Origin of the sequence: uncultured Sulfitobacter sp., from assembly GCF_947499945.1 — a bacterium.
Classification (GTDB): Bacteria; Pseudomonadota; Alphaproteobacteria; order Rhodobacterales; family Rhodobacteraceae; genus Sulfitobacter.
In genome coordinates, this window is record NZ_CANMQD010000001.1 from 364,632 (window position 1) to 383,685 (window position 19,054).

Genomic DNA, 19,054 nt, shown 5'->3' on the forward strand with positions numbered 1-19,054 from the left:
CCCCGCATCAAAACGCTTTGAAGGTCATAGTGGTAAGCGAGCGTTCAATGCCGTCAATGTCGAGCAAGTTGTCGTTAATATAAACGCCCACATCCTGCCCGCTGGGGATATACAGTTTCATCATCAGGTCATAGTCACCAGAGGTGGAATACAGCTCAGAATGGATCTCACGCAGGGTGATCGCCTCGGCCACCTTATAGGTCGTTCCCGGACGGCATCTGATCTGGATAAAAACACATGTACTCACGGGGCGGCCTCTCTTGCTCTGCTGTGGCCCCCAAGCTGGCATGAAGCCCCAACAGCCGCAATCCCTCATCGCCCCTTGGCGCGCCGTGTCGCGGTGTTATAAGGACACAAACGCGTCAACGGAGGCTCCCATGCGCACGGCCAAAATCACCCGCACCACCGCCGAGACGAATATCAGCGTCGAGATTAACCTCGATGGCACAGGTATTTACGACAACAAAACGGGCGTGGGCTTTTTCGACCACATGCTGGATCAGTTGTCGCGCCACGCGCTCATCGACATGACCATTCGTTGTGAGGGTGATCTGCACATCGACGATCACCACACCGTCGAGGATGTAGGCATCGCATTAGGCCAAGCGTTGACTCAAGCCGTTGGCGATAAACGCGGCATCGTGCGCTACGGCTCTTGCCTACTGCCGATGGATGACGCGCTGGTGCGTGCCGCCCTTGATCTGTCGGCCCGTCCCTTCCTTGTTTGGAACGTTGATCTGCCGACAGCCAAGATTGGCACATTCGACACCGAGCTTGTGCGCGAATTCTTCCAGGCCTTCGCCACACACGGCGGCATCACATTGCACGTCGACCAGTTGCACGGCCTGAATTCCCACCACATCGCCGAGGCGGCATTCAAAGCAGTGGCCCGCGCCCTGCGCGACGCGCTGGAAAGTGACCCGCGCAAATCAGATGCGATCCCGTCGACAAAAGGCATGTTGTAAATGCTTACCGCGATTATCGACTATGAAAGCGGCAACCTGCACTCTGCGCACAAAGCGTTCGAGCGTATGGCGCGTGAAGCGGACGCAGGTGAAGTTACCGTGACAGCCGATCCAGACGTGATCGCAAGCGCCGACCGCATTGTGCTGCCCGGTGACGGTGCCTTCCCCGCCTGCATGGCCGCCCTTAAGGGCAAAAGCGGAATCTTTGCCGCTATGATCGAGGCTGTTGAGGAAAAGGGGCGCCCTTTCCTTGGCATCTGCGTCGGCATGCAACTTATGGCGACATGGGGCCGTGAGTATGAGGACACACGCGGCCTCGACTGGGTCGGCGGGGAAGTCACCAAGATCAGTCCGACGGACAAGACTTTAAAAGTCCCACACATGGGATGGAACGATCTGATCCTCGACGCGCCACACGCGGTATTTGACGGGATAAAGACGGGCGATCACACCTATTTTGTGCACAGCTATCATATGGCCGTCACTGATCCTGCCCAACGCCTCGCCCATGTGGACTACGCAAGCGATGTAACGGCGGTAATTGGCCGCGATAACATGGTCGGCATGCAGTTCCACCCCGAGAAAAGCCAAGCAACCGGCCTGCGCATGATCACCAATTTTCTAACATGGAAGCCCTAGCGCACGCGCCGCCAGACGACATTGCTACATTGATCGCCACTACAGTTCTCGAAGCGCATCAGGTTGCCATCCACCTGCATCCGCGCCCGCAGCATACGGTTGCTCGTTGGCTCCCAGATATCCCCTGAAAACATGCCCTGATCATCGGGCAAAAGATCAATCAAAACCCGCTGACCAACAGCACGCGACGGCGCATCTTATCCGCGGCGGTCCTTAACCCGCTCCACCTGTCCACAAAGCGCAGCACCGCAAGGCCGCGTGCGCACATGCAACACAATGCCTCTGGAGTCAGGGTTACTTTGCCACAGCCCGATCGGCACATCCGCCCGTCCTGTCCCCACAGTTGCAACCACCGCTAAAACAGCGATGCCTAAGAAATTCCACATGTCAAAAATCCTGACGCCACAACCTCGTGCCGCAGCAGCACGAGACAAGCGCAGATTTACGTTACACCCGCACCTGTCTATTTTGTTATGTTATTTTTGCATGGCTCGAACCAGCCAAGGCAAAATCGCCTTAGCCTTAGTTAACGCGGCTCCACGTCTGCTTTTTACAGATCGGCCCGACACAGCCGGACACTTTGAGCGTATTTCCCGAAAGCGCCATTTTAGAGCTATAAGTCTTGCCCGTGGATGGCTGCCAGACTTTACCCTTTTTATACGCACCGCCCCCCGCAGGCGTCATATCCCAAACCAGCTTCTTGCCGAGATTCTTGGACTTATACTCACCCGAGGCATTAAATGTCCGCGCTATGGTTCCGCACAGCTTTGCGCCGCATTGGCTCACCTTCACATAGGCATAGGCGCCATCATCTACTTGCGTCTTCCATGTCCCCTCTACAGGGTCAGCCCAAGCTGCCCCCGCAAAGGCCATCGCAGCTACAGCTGCCGCCAAAATTATTCTCATACTGGTTCCTCCCTAGAACTGGGACACAGCATGGCGCTTTGCCCCCCGTTTAAGCAAGCCTAACCTAAGGTCGCGTTGCACCGCCCGCGATTCCGTGCAAAACGGAGCCACCGCAGCCAAAAGGACAGCCCGCCATGATCCTCTATCCCGCAATCGATCTTAAAGACGGTCAAGCAGTGCGCCTTGTTCACGGTGACATGGACCGGTCAACCGTGTTTAACGATGATCCTGCCGCTCAAGCGCAGGCGTTTGTGGATGCAGGATGCACATGGCTGCATCTGGTTGATCTTAATGGCGCATTTGCAGGCACACCCGTGAACGCCGCCCCAGTTGAGGCGATCCTAAAGCAGTGCAAAGTCCCCGCACAACTCGGCGGTGGTATCCGCGACATGGCGACGATTGAAGCATGGCTGGACAAAGGTCTCGCACGCGTGATCCTTGGCACCGTGGCCGTGGAAAATCCCGATCTGGTCCGCGAAGCCGCCCGTGCCTTCCCAAACCAAGTTGCCGTGGGCATCGACGCCCGCAATGGCCGTGTGGCCACCAAAGGTTGGGCGACAGAAACAGACGTGATGGTTACTGACCTTGCTAAGTCATTCGAAGACGCAGGCGTGGCAGCAATCATCTATACCGACATCCTGCGCGACGGTGCCATGGGCGGCCCGAACATCGACGCGACAGCCGCCCTCGCCCGTGCCGTGAACATCCCCGTCATCGCATCAGGCGGCGTGTCCTCACTGGCAGATCTCCAAGCGCTTAAAGCCACAGGCGTGATTGAAGGCGCAATTTCAGGCCGCGCGCTTTATGATGGGGCGATTGATCTAGAGGCCGCGCTCAAAGCCCTTTCGGAGTGACATATCCGGAAGACCACGAACTACTGCTTATCGTTTTTTGTAGGCTCTATGGTCCAGTAATATTGATTGGCTTAGTTCTTCTTTATTGGTCCCGAAACAGCCGAACCGCACGTTTGTCTGTAGTCTTAAAACGCAGCGCTATATTTTTGCTAATTTCATTAGGCATCGTCGTAGTACTTAACCTAGTGGTGCTATCGACCTGCAGTGACCCTGACGCCGCATATAGCCGCTGCCTTTACATACCCGATTATTTCGGCCGCAATATGGTTCCTATAGGTATATTTAGTTATTTTGCTGCAGTCTTATACATTACGGCGCTTTTTATTGTGGGTGCCATCATAGAATTCCTCGTGTGGCTTAATCGCCCTTCCCCCTCCTCCACTCCTTAAGTAGAAGACTAATATGCTCAAAACCCGCATCATCCCCTGTCTCGATGTCGCCGATGGCCGTGTGGTCAAAGGTGTAAATTTTGTTGGCCTGCGCGATGCGGGTGATCCTGTAGATGCCGCCATCGCCTATGATGCTGCTGGCGCGGACGAGCTGTGCTTTCTTGATATTCACGCCACCCATGAGAACCGCGGCACCATGTTCGATCTGGTGCGCCGCACGGCGGAGCATTGCTATATCCCCCTCACCGTAGGCGGCGGTGTTCGCACCCCCGCAGATGTACGCGCCTTGCTGCTGGCGGGCGCTGACAAGGTGAGTTTCAACTCTGCCGCCGTCGCGAATCCCGATGTTGTCGCCGCAGCCGCCGATCAATTCGGCAGTCAGTGCATTGTTGCAGCCATAGACGCAAAAACCGTCTCGCCGGGAAAATGGGAAATCTTCACCCATGGAGGGCGTAAATCCACAGGCATCGACGCTGTCGAATTCGCTATTACCATGATGGAAAAAGGCGCAGGTGAAATCCTGCTCACCTCCATGGACCGCGACGGCACGAAACAGGGCTTCAACCTGCCCCTCACCCGCGCCATCTCGGATGCTGTCACCATGCCGGTCATCGCATCAGGCGGTGTCGGCAATCTCGACCATCTCGTGGATGGCGTGACCAAAGGCGGCGCATCAGCCGTACTTGCCGCGTCGATTTTCCACTTCGGCGAATATACAATCAAAGAGGCCAAGCAACACATGGCCGCCGCTGGTATCCCGATGAGGCTAACATGACACTTGATGACCTCTATGCCACCATCCTCGCCCGCAAAGACGCAGACCCAAGCTCAAGCTGGACCGCGCAACTGCTGGCAAAAGGGCCAGAGAAATGTGCCGAGAAATTCGGCGAGGAGGCAATCGAGGCAATTATCGAAGCTGTTAAAGGCGACAAAGCTGCGCTAACGTCAGAGGCCGCTGACGTCCTCTATCATCTGCTGATTATGCTCGCCGCCCGCGATGTGCCTTTCACGGATGTAATGGAGATTCTCGCCAAACGCCAATCAATCTCAGGCATCGCCGAGAAAGCCTCCCGCTAAACCCTCTTCATTTTGTCAATTAAACTGACTGCTGGAAAATTGAAGCGCATTAAAGCTTGCTGGAAATCACACCCGTCGCAAAGCCGCCCATGCGCAGCTCCCCGAACAAGCGCTGGTATTCGATTTTTGGGCAACGGTTTTGCACCACATCAACGCCCCGCGCCTTCGCCAGTTCAGCCGCTTGCGCATGTTCCACACCGATCTGCATCCAGATTGTGCCAAGCTGGGGGAATTGCTCCAATGCCTCTTCCGCAATCGCAGGCACAGCCTCCGAACGGCGAAAAATATCGACCATGTCCACCTGCCCTTCAATCTCGGACAAGGACGCCACAACTGTAGCACCGAACAGCGTCTGCCCGGCTAGTCCCGGATTCACCGGCACAATGTCATAACCGCGCAGCCCCAGATAACGCGCCACAAAATAGCTGGGGCGCACAGGGTTGCCCGATACACCTACAATTGCCACACGTTTGGTACGGGTCAGGATATTCTTGAGAAAGGAGTCAGTGTAATTCATCGCGATAGTCTAGCGACTGATCAGACAGAAAAAAACCTCCCGAACGTTGTCGGGAGGTTAAAAGTGGGAACAGGGACAAAACACGGTCCGGATGTTCCAAACCGAACCGTCTATGAAATAAATAAGCGCGCTCTGAAGAAATAAAAGAGCTGCGAAGCTGGAAACAGCAACACCCTGAAAACTGGGCGGTAACCCGCCGATCAATCAAAGATATCTTCAACCAGATCAAAGGCTTCCTCAGCCAGTTTGCGCAAGAAACCCTTACGCTTTTTACTCTTTTTCGCAGGTTTTGGAGATTTCACATAGGCTGGTTTCGCTTGTTTCACCACGCGGGGCTGATGCGTGATCGCAGGCTTCGACACAGGTGCTGCCACTGGCAACATCTTGAGATTTCGCAGGGGTGCGCCACATGCCCCACAAGTCAGCGTATGCTGACCGGCCCGCGCGCGTAGCATCGCTTTGGTTCCGCAGTGGCAACAGGTCGCGATTTTGGTCGGATAGCCGATAGCCGCTCTCCTCAGGAATGCTCTCTGGTGGCATATAAGCCGATCGCGGCAGCATTTGAGACATTGAGCGAGCCAAATCCGCCTCCTGCGTCAATCCGTACCAGAGCATCCACAGTCTCGCGCGTCTTCTCACGCAGGCCAGGCCCTTCAGCCCCCATGACCAGCGCCACAGCACGGTCGCGCTTGCCCGCCACAGCTGCCTCGATGGTGAGCTCCGCCTCACCGTCCAGCCCCAGCACAAGATACCCCATATCCTGCAACTCTTTGATACCATCGGCAAGATTGCGGATGCGCAAATAGGGCTGACGCTCCAGCGCACCAGAGGCAGATTTGGCCAACGCCCCTGTCTCGGGCGCGGAATGATGTTTGGTTCCAATCACAGCAGAAGCACCCAAAACTTCCGCCGAGCGCAGGATCGCACCCACGTTGTGCGGATCGGTCACACGGTCAAGCAGGATCACTCGCGGCGCTTCGGCCCCAATGCATACATCCGCCATACGCCCCCAATCCAGCGGCTTGACCTCCAGCACGACACCCTGATGCACCGAATTGGCATCAATTGGAGGGCGGAATTTGCGCGGGTCCACTACTTCGGGCTCAATCCCTGCGGCAGCGACGGCATCTTCGAGTTTGGCCAGCGCATTTGGCGTCACCATCATCGAAATCTTGACGCGGTTGGGGTTCATCAACGCATCGCGCACAGCATGCAAACCGAACAGCCACAGCGTCTCACGCGCGTCTGCCTTTTTACCTTGCTCTTTTTCGACAACCCACTTTGGTTTTTTCATGATCTTCCACCTACATTGCGCGCTTGTCCCCTCCTCTATCCCTTTGCGCCCAGCAGGCCAAGCCTCGCGCGACATATCACCCACACCGAGCGCAAAGAGAGTATTTTCAGCACTTGGATAAATCATGCCAAACCGAGGGATTTAATGGTTGACCCGCCCCAGAGCCGCAGATAATCACAGCGCCAGTGGGCGACAGGCCGCAAGGTGTGGCAGGGGACTGTAACTCCCTCGCGGAGACGCACGCCTGGTTCGATTCCAGGGTCGCCCACCACTTCACATCATGCCAACCACCACGTATTTCATTGTTCATAGAATAATGAACATGGATTGCCGCACAACGTCGGTTCCATGCATTGGTCCTGTCTAGATTCTGAACATCAGACCTCGAAATTAATTCTCTTTTTTAGGTCAATACCCAACTAATTCAATGCTTTGGGCAGTTGATCAATTCCCTAAGCACATGAGGACAGTGGATCTCGGATTTTTTGCCTTTCTCGTCTCTGACGGTCATCTATTCTCCCCCAAGCTGATCGCGTTGCATCTTCCGCCAATCCAAAAAATTCCGCCAATCCAAAAAACGGAAAAGATTGCTAAGTAGACTTGGACCCCCAAGAGGGTCGGAGCATGCAATCTATAAAGAAAGCGTTGATGTTTTGGGGTTCCGACGCTGCCAACCAGTACCGCACGATCGCCTAAATGGCAGATTATGGTGATAACTAACGATTTCGGAACTTCCAAAATGGATACAGTGGGCTGGTTTGACAGAACAAGTAGCCTCCCAAGAAAGTTTGTGAAACCACTCCCCGTTTGATGGGCCCCTCTACTTCCGCACTGGCTCTCGCTGTTGGCGAAGTGAGTAGGTTCCAAATTGGCAGTTCAGGTATTGGATTGCTGATTTCAAACCACAACCCGGCGGCACGCAAAGGGAGTAGATAGGTGGATTTTTCCACATAAAAATACGCCTATCCAATGCAGAGAGAAACTGTTTCTTTTTAATAAATACAGATAACCGCCTTTTAAACCTTGTTTGACAGAGCCCTAAATAGAGTTCTTTCTAGTGACAGCCCTTACTCTGGAAATTTCTTTTTTGATCCGTTCAGCGCTTATCATCGCAAGTATTTTCCATATCATCATGTTCTGCGTGGGCCGCAGATATTACGGTTATTGAAGCAAATCTAATTGGCCGATCCCGAGGGCTCTATTACGACCAGATCATCAGGCTTCAAGTCAGCCGTACGATCGACGCGGGTGATGATGAGAAGTTATGCAACATATTGGCTTCCACTGTTCAAAACTACCATCCGAACGTTCTCAGCAGCCTCACTGCCTCTCTTATAGTCTTGGAGGGTCCTTTTCCGCAGGTCTTGGATTGCATGCGCCAAGTCTTGCTATTTCGGGGGAAGCCTCATTCCCATTAGCATGCTAGATGAGTCCTATGCTCTTGCGTCAGCCGCCCTTTGAGACCTCATAGAGAAGAGCGATACGTTCGAAATAGAAACAACCCTGTTGCAAAAAATCGCATCAATGCCACCTGAAAAAATGTATGAAATCGTTATATGAATGATTTCGAACGTTGAAAAATCGACATTATTCTCGATAGTTTACGCTGGTATCCAGACAACAATAATGTCGCGCGGATTTGCTCCAACGTCTTCGAATGGAACATGAGGGCCAGCGTAAGAAATATCGAAGGATTTGACAGGAAGGGCTTTCAACAAAAACTGTCCCAAAACATCCGATGAACAACATTCGAGGGTGGTCGCAAGGTTGAATATATTTATGTCCAGACTCTAGAGTATAAATATAACGAATATTGCATCCTTTAGGTCTGTGCTGGGGCGTTGGGCGTTTCAATTGGCGTACATTCCACAATATCTTCGCCAGAAAGTGCAATTCCCGCGGCTCCCAGCGTGCCAATCGCACCAGATGGCAGCACGTTTGACGAGTATATTGTGTATTCTAGAGCCGAGCTTAGTTGTCTCAAAGCTTTGAAGCTTGAAAGCGCGATATCTCCTGTGCGGTTACCTCAAAAGCCCTGCGGTTAGAGTTAATAGACCGAATTAAGAATGAAACCAAAGGCGACGCAGGCTCGAGCATAGAGCCCGCGTAGAATGAAAAATCGATCCCACTGCACCTGAAGCGAGCATAAGTGTGCCCCTAGAGAACACCATTACCATTCGCCGCACAGAAGCAGCGCAAAGGCGGGAGTGGTGGCGGGACATCTTGCAAATCTTTGCAAACATTATGGTTCCTATCGCGATTATTGTGGCCGCTTTCGGCTTGTATTTGGACGATGTGCAACGTGGTCAGGACGCCGCAAGTCGCCAGATAGAGCTGCTGAATTCAGAAGGTTTGAGCGCGTCACAAGTCACGCTGTCCAACCTTTGGCATGGGCAGGATATGAGCGTGCTCGAGAACGCAGTGCCAAAACGTTTGGTCGTTGAATTCGTCACCCGAAGGATCGAAGCAAGCAAGATTGATCGAAACGAAATCACATCCGCGATCGTGTCGATTGCCTCATATTTCGACCGTGTTGAAACTGTGTTGCGTCAGATCGTTGCGATGAGGAAGAGTTTGTATCCCAGATCGGTGAATACGGCCGCGACTTTCACTGATTTTACACGAGCCAGATAGATGCGCTGCGCAACCAAAGGTTTTTCATGTACCTTGGTGCTGGACTGCGAGACTTTGCCGAGCGTTCGGGCGTATGCGGATGACAGTGATAGGCGATATAAGAGAGTGTTCATGACATTGAAATCGAGTGTGTGGGCGTCGGGAATCAATGGCCTGATGGTATTGTCTACTTAGGCAGCAGAGTTTGAGATCAAAAAGGCTGAAACCCAGACGCAATAAGGTGTGTCTATTGTTGTCAATATGACCGAGCCAGTGCTCGAAGGGGACAAGGACAGGTTAGAAGCTGCTGTTCAATCGGTGGATTGGGACATTAACTGGCAAGAGAAATTCCTCAGGATGAACTCACATGGCGGTTCACTCAGTGCAAGCATTGAATTGGCTGAGTATATTTACGCAACTGGATTTCAAACATATGTTGGAAAAAACGACAGCTGTTTGTCAGCTTGTGCGATTGCATTCATGCACGAAGCACAACTGGACGGCGATGACACAAGAAATATCAGTAGAGTAATACGCCATGATGCCGTTATCGGCTTTCATGCAGCTTATGCTTTTCCAAAAATTAAAAATTCCCAACAGCGTGCGCGACGCACTTTTGCCCTTGGCTGAGCGGGGTGCGCGGCAGGCGGGTTCTGATCTTGTTCGCCTGAGCGTTGCTGGCAGGATTCCTACTGATCTGATTCAGAAATTGTTGATTGTGGAACAAGAAGACTTCCTTCTTGTTGATAGTGTCGATCGTGTTGGCCGCTGGGGAATTCAGATAGAGAGCGCCAAGCGTTTGGAAGATTTGAATCATACAAGACTTGGCGACTACTGCACCAATCGAATGCTTTGGGAGGAAAAGCTCGCCTACGAAGATCGGCACGCATATTATGCCTTCAAGTTGATCACCATGCCTGATGGCTTTGGAACCGACATGATGCACTTCCACTGTTTTGTCTCTCTTTAGGAGAGTACGGCCACCAACGAAGTGTACGCAATCGAACGAGATCGTGGGACGACATATGCTTGGAAGGCGATGTCGGCAAACGTATCACTCAGCACTCTTGGCCCCGACGAGGTAGTTGGCGCATCTGGCCCAACGTGGTCGCAGCGATTTCCTGTTATAAACGACACGGGTGTTGTCGACTACGACGCCATCAGAGAAGTCAGCGGGCCTTGCAGGGACGGGTTATTCTAGACTGGAGGATGGTATGGTAAAGACAGATCAGTGGATCACAACGACTTTGAAAAGAGTAGCGCAACTGTAGCAACCTGCGGCGGTGGTTTTGGGCCCATGTCCATTGAATGTGCGGCAGGATCATCAAGCTTGGTTTTCCGTTTTGCTTACGGCCCTTCACAAGTTGCAAACAAAAATGGCCTTGTGTTCGTCGATGTTGACGGCCAAATCAGCACATTCAATGGTCAAAACGGGGACGTTTATGGCCACGAACAGGTGTATGTCGACCTTCCCAAAGGCCATGCTATTCTAGACGCGCTGAAAGCAGGCTCCTCATTGAAACTCATTGGGGATGGCCCAAATCAATTAATCCATCTGAGTGAATCGCGTCAAGCGATTGAAGCAATGGAAATTTCGTGCAAGTGAGCGGCACGCTCATTGCGCACAATGGAATTCTCCCAAACGGACGCACCCCTCTAAAACACAACTCGAATGCCACCCCACCTGAAAGAGGATACCGTCACTTCGAGGCCAAAAACTTATGATGACTCTTGCATCACCGAATTAGACAGCAAGGAGCGGTGCGACCTGAATTTGCCCTGAAGGTCCGCGAAATATGTCCGCTTTAATCCCATACATCGCGTGCAAGCTTTGGGCAGTGAGAACTTCTTCTGCGAGACCTGAGGCAATGACATAGCCATCCTTGAGGCCGATCATGCGGTCCGAAAATTGTGCTGCAAGTGTGAGGTCATGCATGGCGATTGCCACACAAGCACCACTGGCACGGGCGTAGGCACGAACATGCTCCAAAACGAGCAATTGATGACGCAAATCAAGCGCCGCTGTCGGCTCGTCGAGCAGCAAGACCTTAGGTTTACGAAACAGCGCTTGAGCGAGGTAAACCAATTGCCGCTGGCCGCCGCTAATTTCGTTCAATGTGCGTTTTTGCAGGTCCAGAAGGCCAAACGCGGCGAGCGCTGCTGTCGCATCTTCAACCAAGGAGAGCGGCAGGCGCAGGCCGAGTTTTCCGAGGCGACCAAGAAGGACAACTTCCAGCACGCAAAGCGATGAGGCTGCATCAGTATCTTGAGGCATATAAGCGATAAGACTGTGTTGTTCGGACCGGATTAAAAGGTGCTCTGCGAGGGTGAGCTCCCCTTCCATGGGGGACAGGCCTGCCATTGCCCGCAATAGCGTTGACTTGCCAGCACCATTGCAACCGATCAAGGCCGTCACCTGCCCCGCTATGAATTTTTCGCTGAAATCTCGGATTACAGGCTTTTTGCCATACGACACGATGAGATGGTTTGTCTGTAGGCTCACCAGTGCCTCCTTTGGCCGCGAAGAATGAGGAAGAATAGGAACGGCACCCCGATGAGGGCAGTGACGATGCCAATTGGGATCACGCCACCGGGGGAGATCAACTTGGAGACCACAGAGGCCCCCGTCATTGTGATTGCCCCAGTGAGCGCAGCCATTGGCAATAGGATGCGCTGATCCTCGCCCACCAGCATGCGGGCGATATGGGGCGCTACAAGACCGACAAAGCCTATGGTGCCAACAAAGGCGACGCCACTCGCTGTGAGCAGTGCGACGATGGCAAAAAGCTTGATGCGGAGCGCTTTTACATTGACACCAACGGATGCGGCACGCGCGTCGCCCATGCGCAAGGCTGTCAACTGCCATAGGTTGGGAAGCACCAGCAGGCTGCACATCGCAAAGCAAACTGCAACGATAGGAACGTTGTTCCAACTGGCTTTCAGCAGAGAGCCGAACAGCCAGAACACGATGGATTGGAGAACCTCAGGCGAGGCCAGATACTGCACCATAGATTGGGCGGACTGGAACATAAAAAGCGTGGCAATCCCTGCAAGCACCATAATTTCGGGACTCATCCCGCGTATACTTGCAAAAGCAAAGACCAGCCCTGCGGCCAAGGCACACATCACAAAAGCCGCCAAAGGGACGCTCAGCCAGGGCACAAGAGGCAGCGTCACCCCGGTCAGAATGGCGAAGGCAGCGCCAAACCCCGCTGCTGCTGAAAAGCCCAAAGTGTAAGGGCTGGCCAATGGGTTCCCAAGGATCGTTTGCATGTGAACACCGGCGGTTCCAAGCGACATACCAACAAGAATTGCCATTAATGTCATCGGGAGGCGGATGTCATACACGATTATCTGCACCATTGCGCTGGCGTGGCTTGGCGCAAACAGTGCGCCAAGCACCTCTCCGACGGTGAGGAACGCGGGCCCAATTAGGATATCCGCGACCACAAGCATTGCTAGCGTAGCCACGGTTACGACGAGCCAGATGATCCGCCGTACCATCAACCCTGCATATATCTCCGTTGAAGGGGCCGCTTGCGCCGCCCCATCTGTTACCGTTCCGGTCACGCAGACAGAGAACCCTGAAGGCTTAGGTTTCATGGCAGCTGTGTCATGTAAGTGCCTTTAAACTCTACAGGCATATAGAGCTTAAAGAACCGCTCCAGTGACGCCTGCGGGTCAACGTCGACAAAGGCATCGGGATAAAGCCCTTTGGCCACAAACTGTAGAAATGCGTAGTCATAAAGGGTGCGGTTGCCACCGTGATAGATGCCAAAAACCTTGCCATTTTTAACCGCATCAAGACTGCCCCAACCCGGTCGACCAAGATAGGCAGTCATGCGTTCATGCGTTACCGCGCTGTCCACGTTCGGCCCCATGATCACGGCTTCATCGCGGCCAGACCAGCCAGAGCCTGCCAGTAAAATCGCCTGAGGATTCTGCGCCAAAACATATTCCGGGCTGAGCTTACCCCAATTGCTGATTTGACCATCGGCAATATTGATCGCACCTAGTTGATTGATCACGCTGCCCCATTGAGTACCTGAGTAGGAGTTGTCGACAGTGTCTTTGCCTTTGCGGGCCAACTCAACATAGACTTTGGGCGCGTCCCCTTTTGGCAAAGCTGCGATGTGTTTTTCAATTGTGGCAATTTGAGCGGCATATTCATCAGCCAGCGTTTTAGCGCGTTCTTCGGCACCCATAATCTGGCCCAAAATCTGTGTTGATTGAACATGCTTTTCGACGGTCTGGGCGTTGTAATCCAAGACGACGACGGGAATACCTGCGGCTTCAATGCGGTCTGCAACCTCGCCGAGCGCAGAGTATTGCCACGCTGCAAGAATTGCGAGGTCCGGCTTGGCAGCGACAACCGCTTCAAGGGAGAAGGTGCCTGAACCAACTTCACCAACGTCGGCAAGCTCCTCCAGACGCGGAATGGCCGCCGCATAGGTCTTCCACTGGAGATTGCGCCAACCGGCCCAAGTATCTTTGGAAATTGCGACGACGCGCTCGAATGCATCCGGCCCTGCCACGGCAAGGAAATCTTCGTAGTAGAAGCCCAGCAGGATGCGCTGCGGATCTTCGGGTATTTTAACTGTGCGGTCGAGTGTGTCCGTAATGGTGATGTTTTCTGCCCATGCAGGCAAGGCGAATAAGGCCGCAAAAGCCGCCGCAGCAACGCCACGGAAGAGTGTGTTTAACATAGGGTTTCCTTTGGTTCACAGATCGTTTTCGCACAACTCAAAAAGAGCGGCGCGGATGTTCGGTCAGGTTTTGTGAAAACTCAAAGGGTCGGAGGTGCCCGACTTTGAAAATCTGCGACAAGGCGCATGGGACAAACCATGGGCGCCAATACAGGGAGCAGTCGCTTATGGTTTCGGTCAAAGGGGTACCAGGCAACATTGTGGCGCGTGGCCGCATCAACCATGACGCCAAAGGACTGACACCAATCGCACCCGCTCCCCATGGCTTGCTCAATTGGCTCACCTGTTTCAGGATCAATAGCAATCATCTGAATGCCGAAGGGGGAGCAAATTTCGACTTGCATCGCGTTGGCAGGCGATCCGAGTATAATCCCAGACATGCTGAACTGAATAAACAGCCATGCCACCGCTGGAAGAAGCATCCAGCCTTTATGTCGGTTCGATTTCTTCAATGTTACTCGCGAAATTGGTCCATCGAGTGTTATTTGCAGGTTGCCGCCTAAAAATTCAACGCCATTCTTGGACACTCTGCAGGATGTGGACCAAACGCATGTCACGGATAGCAGGAGAATATCTGTTCTCGAACACGAGGGGCCGCTACTCGTTCATGCCCCGCCTCCAACATGGTTCTGTGGGAATTCGCTGCCGTCAAACCACAAGTTCAAGGCAGAACGCCAGCTTCATCAAAGAGCAGATTCAGCCCAACTACCATGCGTGCCCCATATTTCGTTGAACCCTCGCTGTTGCCCGCGCGCGGATCAATCGGTAAATACGGCTAATCTCTTTGGCACACCGCTGCTGCAATAGTGTTTTCGTTCGGCGCTAACTTTGCGCGTTTTTGAGCTGTTTGAGTGGCGCAGCAAGGTCAGCGCAAAAGGTGCCTGCCAAAACCGTTTGCCTCTTGCGGAATCCCGCGCATAACCCGCTTTCACAGTCGCACATCACTTGGTAGCTCATTGATATTCAGCCCCTAGGCCGCTACCAAGCGCCGCAAACCCGCGTTCGACGGGCACCGAATAATACCATTAGAGGCCCATCATGCATTTTTTTCAATTCGCCCTCCCAGCCCTTATCCTTTTGGCAGGGTGCAACAGCACATCCGCGCCGACAATGCCTACCGCTCCCGCCGAAGTGTCAGCAAAAGTCACAACAGTTTGTGCACTCTATGAACGCGCCTACGTTGAGACGAAGGCAGCCCTTTTACCCGCTCCCTTGGACATCGTAATCGGGTGCCCGGGCCGTACCAGCCTCAAGTCCCAGATGAGCCGGCTCGAAAATGCCGCTGCCTTTCGCCGCGCCGCTGCCGCGCCCCTTCCCGCCGCTGCGAGCAAGAGCGACGTTGGCAAACGGCTATTCCAGCGCATGATCTCACGCGGGGTACCTGTGGAAGTAGCGACACGGATGACCTCGACGCCCGAATTTTCTAGGGCATTGGCCGCACGTACTTAAAGCGGCGCTCAGCCCCCTACCCCTCTTAGACAGAAAAGGCCCCCACTCCACTGCAGGAACGGGGGCCTTCGTATTTACATTGGAATAAAGACTTAAATGATCAGATCGTCATCTTCGGCGTCGACTTCCTTGATCGCCTCAACCAGCTTGTCATTGGACACTGGCTGAAGAACAGGGATGCCTGCGATATACTCAACGTCATACTGGTCGCCTTTGCCATCATCGGCATTCTCTTCATCAGAGTTCGGGATGAACGTCAGATCGTCAACAGCACCAGAACCGACAAGATTGACCTGCATCGTGGAGACGTTATCTGCGTTGATGATCACCTCTTGCTGGCTGTTGTCGCCAGAGGCAGGGATATCGATCGTGTTGATCAGACTGCCATCGGCATCGAACAGGTCAATTGTGCCGCCTGTCTCTTCAATGTCGAGCATGTTAATGCTGACCACCTCGGAGGGCACTTCAAAATCAAGAGTCATGGTGCCGCCGTGGGCGTTATCATCGGCATCCGAGCTGTCGTTATCCTCGGAAATGATGAGTGCATTGCCGCGGTCATCATACTCCAGATCGTGATCACCACCCGTCGGGTTGTTGGTGTCAAAGATCATGGCATCATTCTGGCTGTTTTCGTCATCGCCAGCACGCTGTGCGGAAACGGTAACACCTTCAAACTGACCATCCACAACATCGCCAGAGGCAAGACCTTCAAAGCCAACTGTGATCGCATCGCCTGAAGGTGCGTCTACAACTGCGGCAGAAGTCTCGGTCACGGTGAGATTGTCAAAGAACACGCGCTCGTCGCCAGCGGAGATATCAGACACGATACGGAACTCAACGTTTCCGTTGATGTCGTCCAGCGCACCACCGGAATAGGTCAGCGTGCTGCCGCTCTCGGTGATCTCGTTGCCAGTATTGCTGCCCACAAGCGCTGTGCCTGCATGGTTGACGACAAAGTTGTCGAGAGTCTGCCAAAAGCCATCTTCGGCACGGACCTGAAGCAAGAGTTTGTCGGCATACTGACCGGAGGCTTCGAACTTGCTGGCATCATCTACCCGCGCGTCAAAGCTCAGCTCGACATCGCCGTCTGCCTGAACTGCTGCGGTTTTAAGAATACCGTCATTGTGGCCATCTGTGACCAACTCGTCACCGCGAACATCCCAACCGCCGTCACGGGCGATTGCCGCGCTGTCATCTGGATCGTGGATGTCATCAAAATCTTCGGACAGCAAAACAGTTTCCACCGCCTGCACTTCGCCGTCCACTTCTTCGGACGCTGTGACAGAGATGTTGTCGAGCTTGATCCACTCGTCTGATGCCGTCACATCGGAGTCAAAGCGGAACTGAACAGTGTCTTCTGCGGTATCGAGGACACCACCTTCATAGAAGAGATTGCCTGCGGAGTTGCCAAAGGTCTGGCCTGTCTCGGAACCAACCATAGCCGTGCCAGCATCATTGACCTGAAATTCGTCCAGCAGGACCCAAGGACCGCCATCGATGCTCACTTCAACGCGCAGGCTGTCTGCCATGCTCCCAGAATTCTCGAACAGGTGTGTGTTGTGCACGTTTGCATCAAAGCTCAGCGTCGCGGGACCATCGGTGCTCACAGTTTTCAGCTCCACGACACCTTCATTGTGGCTGTTGGTAACCAGTTTGTCCCATGACACATTCCAGTCGGTGTGACCGTCGATGATGTCGGACTCGCTTGGGCTGTTGATATCGTTGAAGTTGTCGAACAAAACTTCCTTGGAAACCAGAACCGGGTCAGCGTTTGGCGCGTCGCCCGTTGTCAAAACCTGACCGCTCACGCCATCGTCGCTGTCTACAACAGCGGTAAAGCTGCTTACGTCCAGATCGGAAATACTCAGCGGCTGGCCGTTGGCGGAGAACAAGGTGAAGTTTGCGTTGGCAACCTGACCGTCTGTTGTGTTGTCGGTTGTGCCGAACTGGATACCGATGTCGTAACCGTCGGCAACCTGCGCACCATTCTGCAATGTATCAATCGCGTTGGCAGCGGCCTGAATACCTGTGACAGGCGAAAAGATGCTGCCGTCGTTGGCTTCTGGTGAGAAGTTAATGTTGTCGATCGTGCTGTCGTCGGACAAATTGAAGAACAGACCATCAAGGTCGGCAGGGGACACTTGGTCGGCATTTACAACCTGAATAAACAGTGTGCCAGAATCTGTCTCGGAGATGCGGACAGTCACGATAGGGTCGCACCCCAGCGTCGCGGTAACAGTGTTTTGTGAGCTCATGGCAGTGATTTCCCAGTCGTAATGAACGTTACGGCCAAGCCTTAATCATGTCTTTAGGATCGCCGAGAGGGGAAAACACTATCATGGCACTCATGCGACACAATCGCCTTGGTTTCGCCCGATTGATCGCTTTTTAGCGGCTAGAGTGTTTCGCTTTGAGCAACAATCGCTTGAAAACAAACATTTTGTTTTTTTGGAAATTGAACACTGCCCGATTGGTAGCGAATCGCCAAACGTCCCGATCTTTGTTGCTTTTGGAACTTCCGCTGTCCTCATTTGAACTACCGTTGGCGCAGAAAACGTCTCTTCCAAAACGCTACCTGCACCCTATAATGCAGGAAAAAAAGCGCATCTTGCCGCACGTAAGAGCAAAAAGGACAGAGCATGGCACCCAAATCCACAGCGGCAAAACCCTACAACGTTGTTGTTGTGGGCCAGAATGGAAGGCTGTCATACGAGGCCGTGATTTTTGTCGCTTCGCTCCGCACCATGAGCCCTGATTTCAAAGGCCGCGTATTGGTTGCGGAGCCCCAAGTAGGTCCGTTGTGGGAAAAAGACCCCACCATCCGAAACCAGCAAGTCCGCGACGCTCTGACGGAGATGGGCGCAGAGATCATTCCCTTCGAGAACAAGCACTTTGGTGAGAAATATCCTTTCGGTAATAAAATCGAAATGCTGAGCGCTCTGCCTAAGGGCGAACCTTTTGTCTTCTTCGACACCGACACATTGATTACTGGCGATCTGAACGCAGTTCCCTTTGACTTTGACCGCCCCAGCGCCTCGCTCCGCCGCGAAGGGACATGGCCCCATCCCCAACTTTACGGTCCCGGCTATACGGGTTTGTGGAAATCGCTTTATGATAAATTCGGATTGGATTTTGAGTCCTCTCTGGATTTGAGCCAACCTGACGAATACTGGCGCCGCTACCTCTATTTCAATGCTGGTTTTTTCTTTTACAAATGCCCCCACGAGTTTGGCGCAAAATTCCTCGAATACGCCCTCGCCATTCGCGACACACCGCCTGTCGAGCTTTGTGCGCAAGTGTTTGACCCTTGGCTGGATCAGATCGCCCTGCCCCTCGTCATTCACGCCCTTGGCGGTGGACGCGACACCCTGCCCGATGGGCTGCTTGATGGCGCTGTAACTTGCCATTACCGCCTTCTGCCCCTGCTCTATGCCCGCGAAAGCGATCACGCGGTCGCTGTGCTGGAGCATGTGACAGCCCCCAATAAAGTCAAAAAGGTGCTCAAGAATTACGATCCTATCAAGCGCATGATTTATCAGGGCCGCGGCGTCAAAGCGCGCGCACTCTTTGATCAGAAAAATATGCCCCGCAAGGAGCAAGCGATCCGCAACCGTCTCAAATCAAACGGTTACTGGATGCGGTAAC

General features: G+C 53.4%; 22 protein-coding genes and 1 tRNA gene. 12 read left to right on the plus strand and 11 right to left on the minus strand.

Annotation, left to right across the window (positions count from 1 at the left end):
- Positions 1 to 7: 7 nt before the first annotated feature.
- Positions 8 to 247: an Lrp/AsnC ligand binding domain-containing protein gene (locus Q0775_RS01790; protein ID WP_298857591.1), complete on the minus strand. Its 240-nt coding sequence runs from the start codon at positions 245 to 247 to the stop codon at positions 8 to 10.
- Positions 248 to 377: 130 nt separating this feature from the next.
- Between Q0775_RS01790 and hisB the strand changes: the two genes are divergently transcribed.
- Both hisB and hisH read left to right on the plus strand, forming a co-directional pair.
- Positions 378 to 965 carry an imidazoleglycerol-phosphate dehydratase HisB gene (hisB, locus tag Q0775_RS01795; RefSeq protein WP_298857593.1) on the plus strand — a complete coding sequence of 196 codons (588 nt, stop codon included), beginning with the start codon at positions 378 to 380 and terminating at the stop codon, positions 963 to 965.
- Positions 966 to 1,604: an imidazole glycerol phosphate synthase subunit HisH gene (hisH, locus tag Q0775_RS01800; protein ID WP_298857595.1), complete on the plus strand. Its 639-nt coding sequence runs from the start codon at positions 966 to 968 to the stop codon at positions 1,602 to 1,604.
- Here the strand turns inward: hisH and Q0775_RS01805 are convergent.
- The 3 genes from Q0775_RS01805 to Q0775_RS01815 all read right to left on the minus strand — a co-directional run bounded on the left by Q0775_RS01805 (position 1,601) and on the right by Q0775_RS01815 (position 2,510).
- Positions 1,601 to 1,768 (minus strand): hypothetical protein, encoded by a 168-nt coding sequence (locus Q0775_RS01805; protein WP_298857597.1) that lies wholly within the window; start codon positions 1,766 to 1,768, stop codon positions 1,601 to 1,603. The two genes, hisH and Q0775_RS01805, sit on opposite strands and share 4 nt — an antisense overlap.
- Before the next feature lie 33 nt (positions 1,769 to 1,801).
- Entirely contained in the window at positions 1,802 to 1,990 is a 189-nt protein-coding gene (locus Q0775_RS01810; protein WP_298857600.1) for a hypothetical protein, read from the minus strand.
- Positions 1,991 to 2,126: 136 nt separating this feature from the next.
- Complete coding sequence (locus Q0775_RS01815; protein ID WP_298857602.1) at positions 2,127 to 2,510, minus strand: DUF2147 domain-containing protein; 384 nt, start codon at positions 2,508 to 2,510, stop codon at positions 2,127 to 2,129.
- Positions 2,511 to 2,644: 134 nt separating this feature from the next.
- Between Q0775_RS01815 and hisA the strand changes: the two genes are divergently transcribed.
- From hisA to Q0775_RS01830, 3 genes are all read left to right on the plus strand, one after another.
- Entirely contained in the window at positions 2,645 to 3,364 is a 720-nt protein-coding gene (gene hisA / locus Q0775_RS01820; RefSeq protein ID WP_298857604.1) for a 1-(5-phosphoribosyl)-5-[(5-phosphoribosylamino)methylideneamino]imidazole-4-carboxamide isomerase, read from the plus strand.
- A gap of 402 nt (positions 3,365 to 3,766) precedes the next feature.
- Positions 3,767 to 4,528 carry an imidazole glycerol phosphate synthase subunit HisF gene (gene hisF, locus Q0775_RS01825; RefSeq protein WP_298857606.1) on the plus strand — a complete coding sequence of 254 codons (762 nt, stop codon included), beginning with the start codon at positions 3,767 to 3,769 and terminating at the stop codon, positions 4,526 to 4,528.
- Positions 4,525 to 4,830, plus strand: coding sequence for a phosphoribosyl-ATP diphosphatase (locus tag Q0775_RS01830; protein ID WP_298857608.1), 306 nt, complete (start codon positions 4,525 to 4,527; stop codon positions 4,828 to 4,830). Before hisF ends, Q0775_RS01830 begins: the two co-directional genes overlap by 4 nt.
- A gap of 49 nt (positions 4,831 to 4,879) precedes the next feature.
- Here the strand turns inward: Q0775_RS01830 and Q0775_RS01835 are convergent, their stop codons facing one another.
- From Q0775_RS01835 to rlmB, 3 genes are all read right to left on the minus strand, one after another.
- Positions 4,880 to 5,347: a CoA-binding protein gene (locus tag Q0775_RS01835; RefSeq protein ID WP_298857610.1), complete on the minus strand. Its 468-nt coding sequence runs from the start codon at positions 5,345 to 5,347 to the stop codon at positions 4,880 to 4,882.
- 200 nt (positions 5,348 to 5,547) lie between these two features.
- A complete protein-coding gene (locus Q0775_RS01840; RefSeq protein ID WP_298857612.1) occupies positions 5,548 to 5,802 on the minus strand; it encodes a hypothetical protein in 255 nt (84 codons plus the stop codon).
- A gap of 62 nt (positions 5,803 to 5,864) precedes the next feature.
- Positions 5,865 to 6,641: a 23S rRNA (guanosine(2251)-2'-O)-methyltransferase RlmB gene (gene rlmB / locus Q0775_RS01845; protein WP_298857613.1), complete on the minus strand. Its 777-nt coding sequence runs from the start codon at positions 6,639 to 6,641 to the stop codon at positions 5,865 to 5,867.
- Between the two features lie 187 nt (positions 6,642 to 6,828).
- Between rlmB and Q0775_RS01850 the strand changes: the two genes are divergently transcribed.
- The 5 genes from Q0775_RS01850 to Q0775_RS01870 all read left to right on the plus strand — a co-directional run bounded on the left by Q0775_RS01850 (position 6,829) and on the right by Q0775_RS01870 (position 10,860).
- Positions 6,829 to 6,912, plus strand: a tRNA-Tyr gene (locus Q0775_RS01850).
- 1,952 nt (positions 6,913 to 8,864) lie between these two features.
- A complete protein-coding gene (locus Q0775_RS01855; protein WP_298857614.1) occupies positions 8,865 to 9,275 on the plus strand; it encodes a hypothetical protein in 411 nt (136 codons plus the stop codon).
- 222 nt (positions 9,276 to 9,497) lie between these two features.
- A complete protein-coding gene (locus tag Q0775_RS01860; protein ID WP_298857615.1) occupies positions 9,498 to 9,884 on the plus strand; it encodes a hypothetical protein in 387 nt (128 codons plus the stop codon).
- On the plus strand, positions 9,814 to 10,224 hold the full coding sequence (locus tag Q0775_RS01865; RefSeq protein ID WP_298857616.1) for a hypothetical protein: 411 nt from the start codon (positions 9,814 to 9,816) through the stop codon (positions 10,222 to 10,224). The genes Q0775_RS01860 and Q0775_RS01865 overlap by 71 nt, the downstream gene beginning before the upstream one ends.
- 261 nt (positions 10,225 to 10,485) lie before the next feature.
- On the plus strand, positions 10,486 to 10,860 hold the full coding sequence (locus Q0775_RS01870; protein ID WP_298857617.1) for a hypothetical protein: 375 nt from the start codon (positions 10,486 to 10,488) through the stop codon (positions 10,858 to 10,860).
- Between the two features lie 138 nt (positions 10,861 to 10,998).
- Here the strand turns inward: Q0775_RS01870 and Q0775_RS01875 are convergent, their stop codons facing one another.
- Genes Q0775_RS01875 through Q0775_RS01885 form a run of 3 tightly spaced genes read right to left on the minus strand, consistent with a single transcriptional unit; the run spans position 10,999 to position 13,960 of the window.
- Positions 10,999 to 11,757 (minus strand): ABC transporter ATP-binding protein, encoded by a 759-nt coding sequence (locus Q0775_RS01875; RefSeq protein ID WP_298857618.1) that lies wholly within the window; start codon positions 11,755 to 11,757, stop codon positions 10,999 to 11,001.
- Positions 11,754 to 12,857, minus strand: coding sequence for an iron ABC transporter permease (locus Q0775_RS01880; RefSeq protein WP_298857619.1), 1,104 nt, complete (start codon positions 12,855 to 12,857; stop codon positions 11,754 to 11,756). Before Q0775_RS01880 ends, Q0775_RS01875 begins: the two co-directional genes overlap by 4 nt.
- Positions 12,854 to 13,960, minus strand: coding sequence for an ABC transporter substrate-binding protein (locus tag Q0775_RS01885; RefSeq protein WP_298857620.1), 1,107 nt, complete (start codon positions 13,958 to 13,960; stop codon positions 12,854 to 12,856). The genes Q0775_RS01880 and Q0775_RS01885 overlap by 4 nt, the downstream gene beginning before the upstream one ends.
- 1,038 nt (positions 13,961 to 14,998) lie before the next feature.
- On the opposite strand from Q0775_RS01885, the gene Q0775_RS01890 reads away from it, so the two are divergent.
- A complete protein-coding gene (locus tag Q0775_RS01890; RefSeq protein WP_298857621.1) occupies positions 14,999 to 15,409 on the plus strand; it encodes a hypothetical protein in 411 nt (136 codons plus the stop codon).
- Positions 15,410 to 15,501: 92 nt separating this feature from the next.
- Here Q0775_RS01890 and Q0775_RS01895 read toward each other — a convergent pair whose 3' ends face one another.
- On the minus strand, positions 15,502 to 17,664 hold the full coding sequence (locus Q0775_RS01895; RefSeq protein WP_298857622.1) for a hypothetical protein: 2,163 nt from the start codon (positions 17,662 to 17,664) through the stop codon (positions 15,502 to 15,504).
- A 384-nt stretch (positions 17,665 to 18,048) separates the two neighbouring features.
- Here Q0775_RS01895 and Q0775_RS01900 point away from each other — a divergent pair, with 384 nt between their 5' ends.
- Positions 18,049 to 19,053 (plus strand): hypothetical protein, encoded by a 1,005-nt coding sequence (locus Q0775_RS01900; protein WP_298857623.1) that lies wholly within the window; start codon positions 18,049 to 18,051, stop codon positions 19,051 to 19,053.
- Position 19,054: the final 1 nt, after the last annotated feature.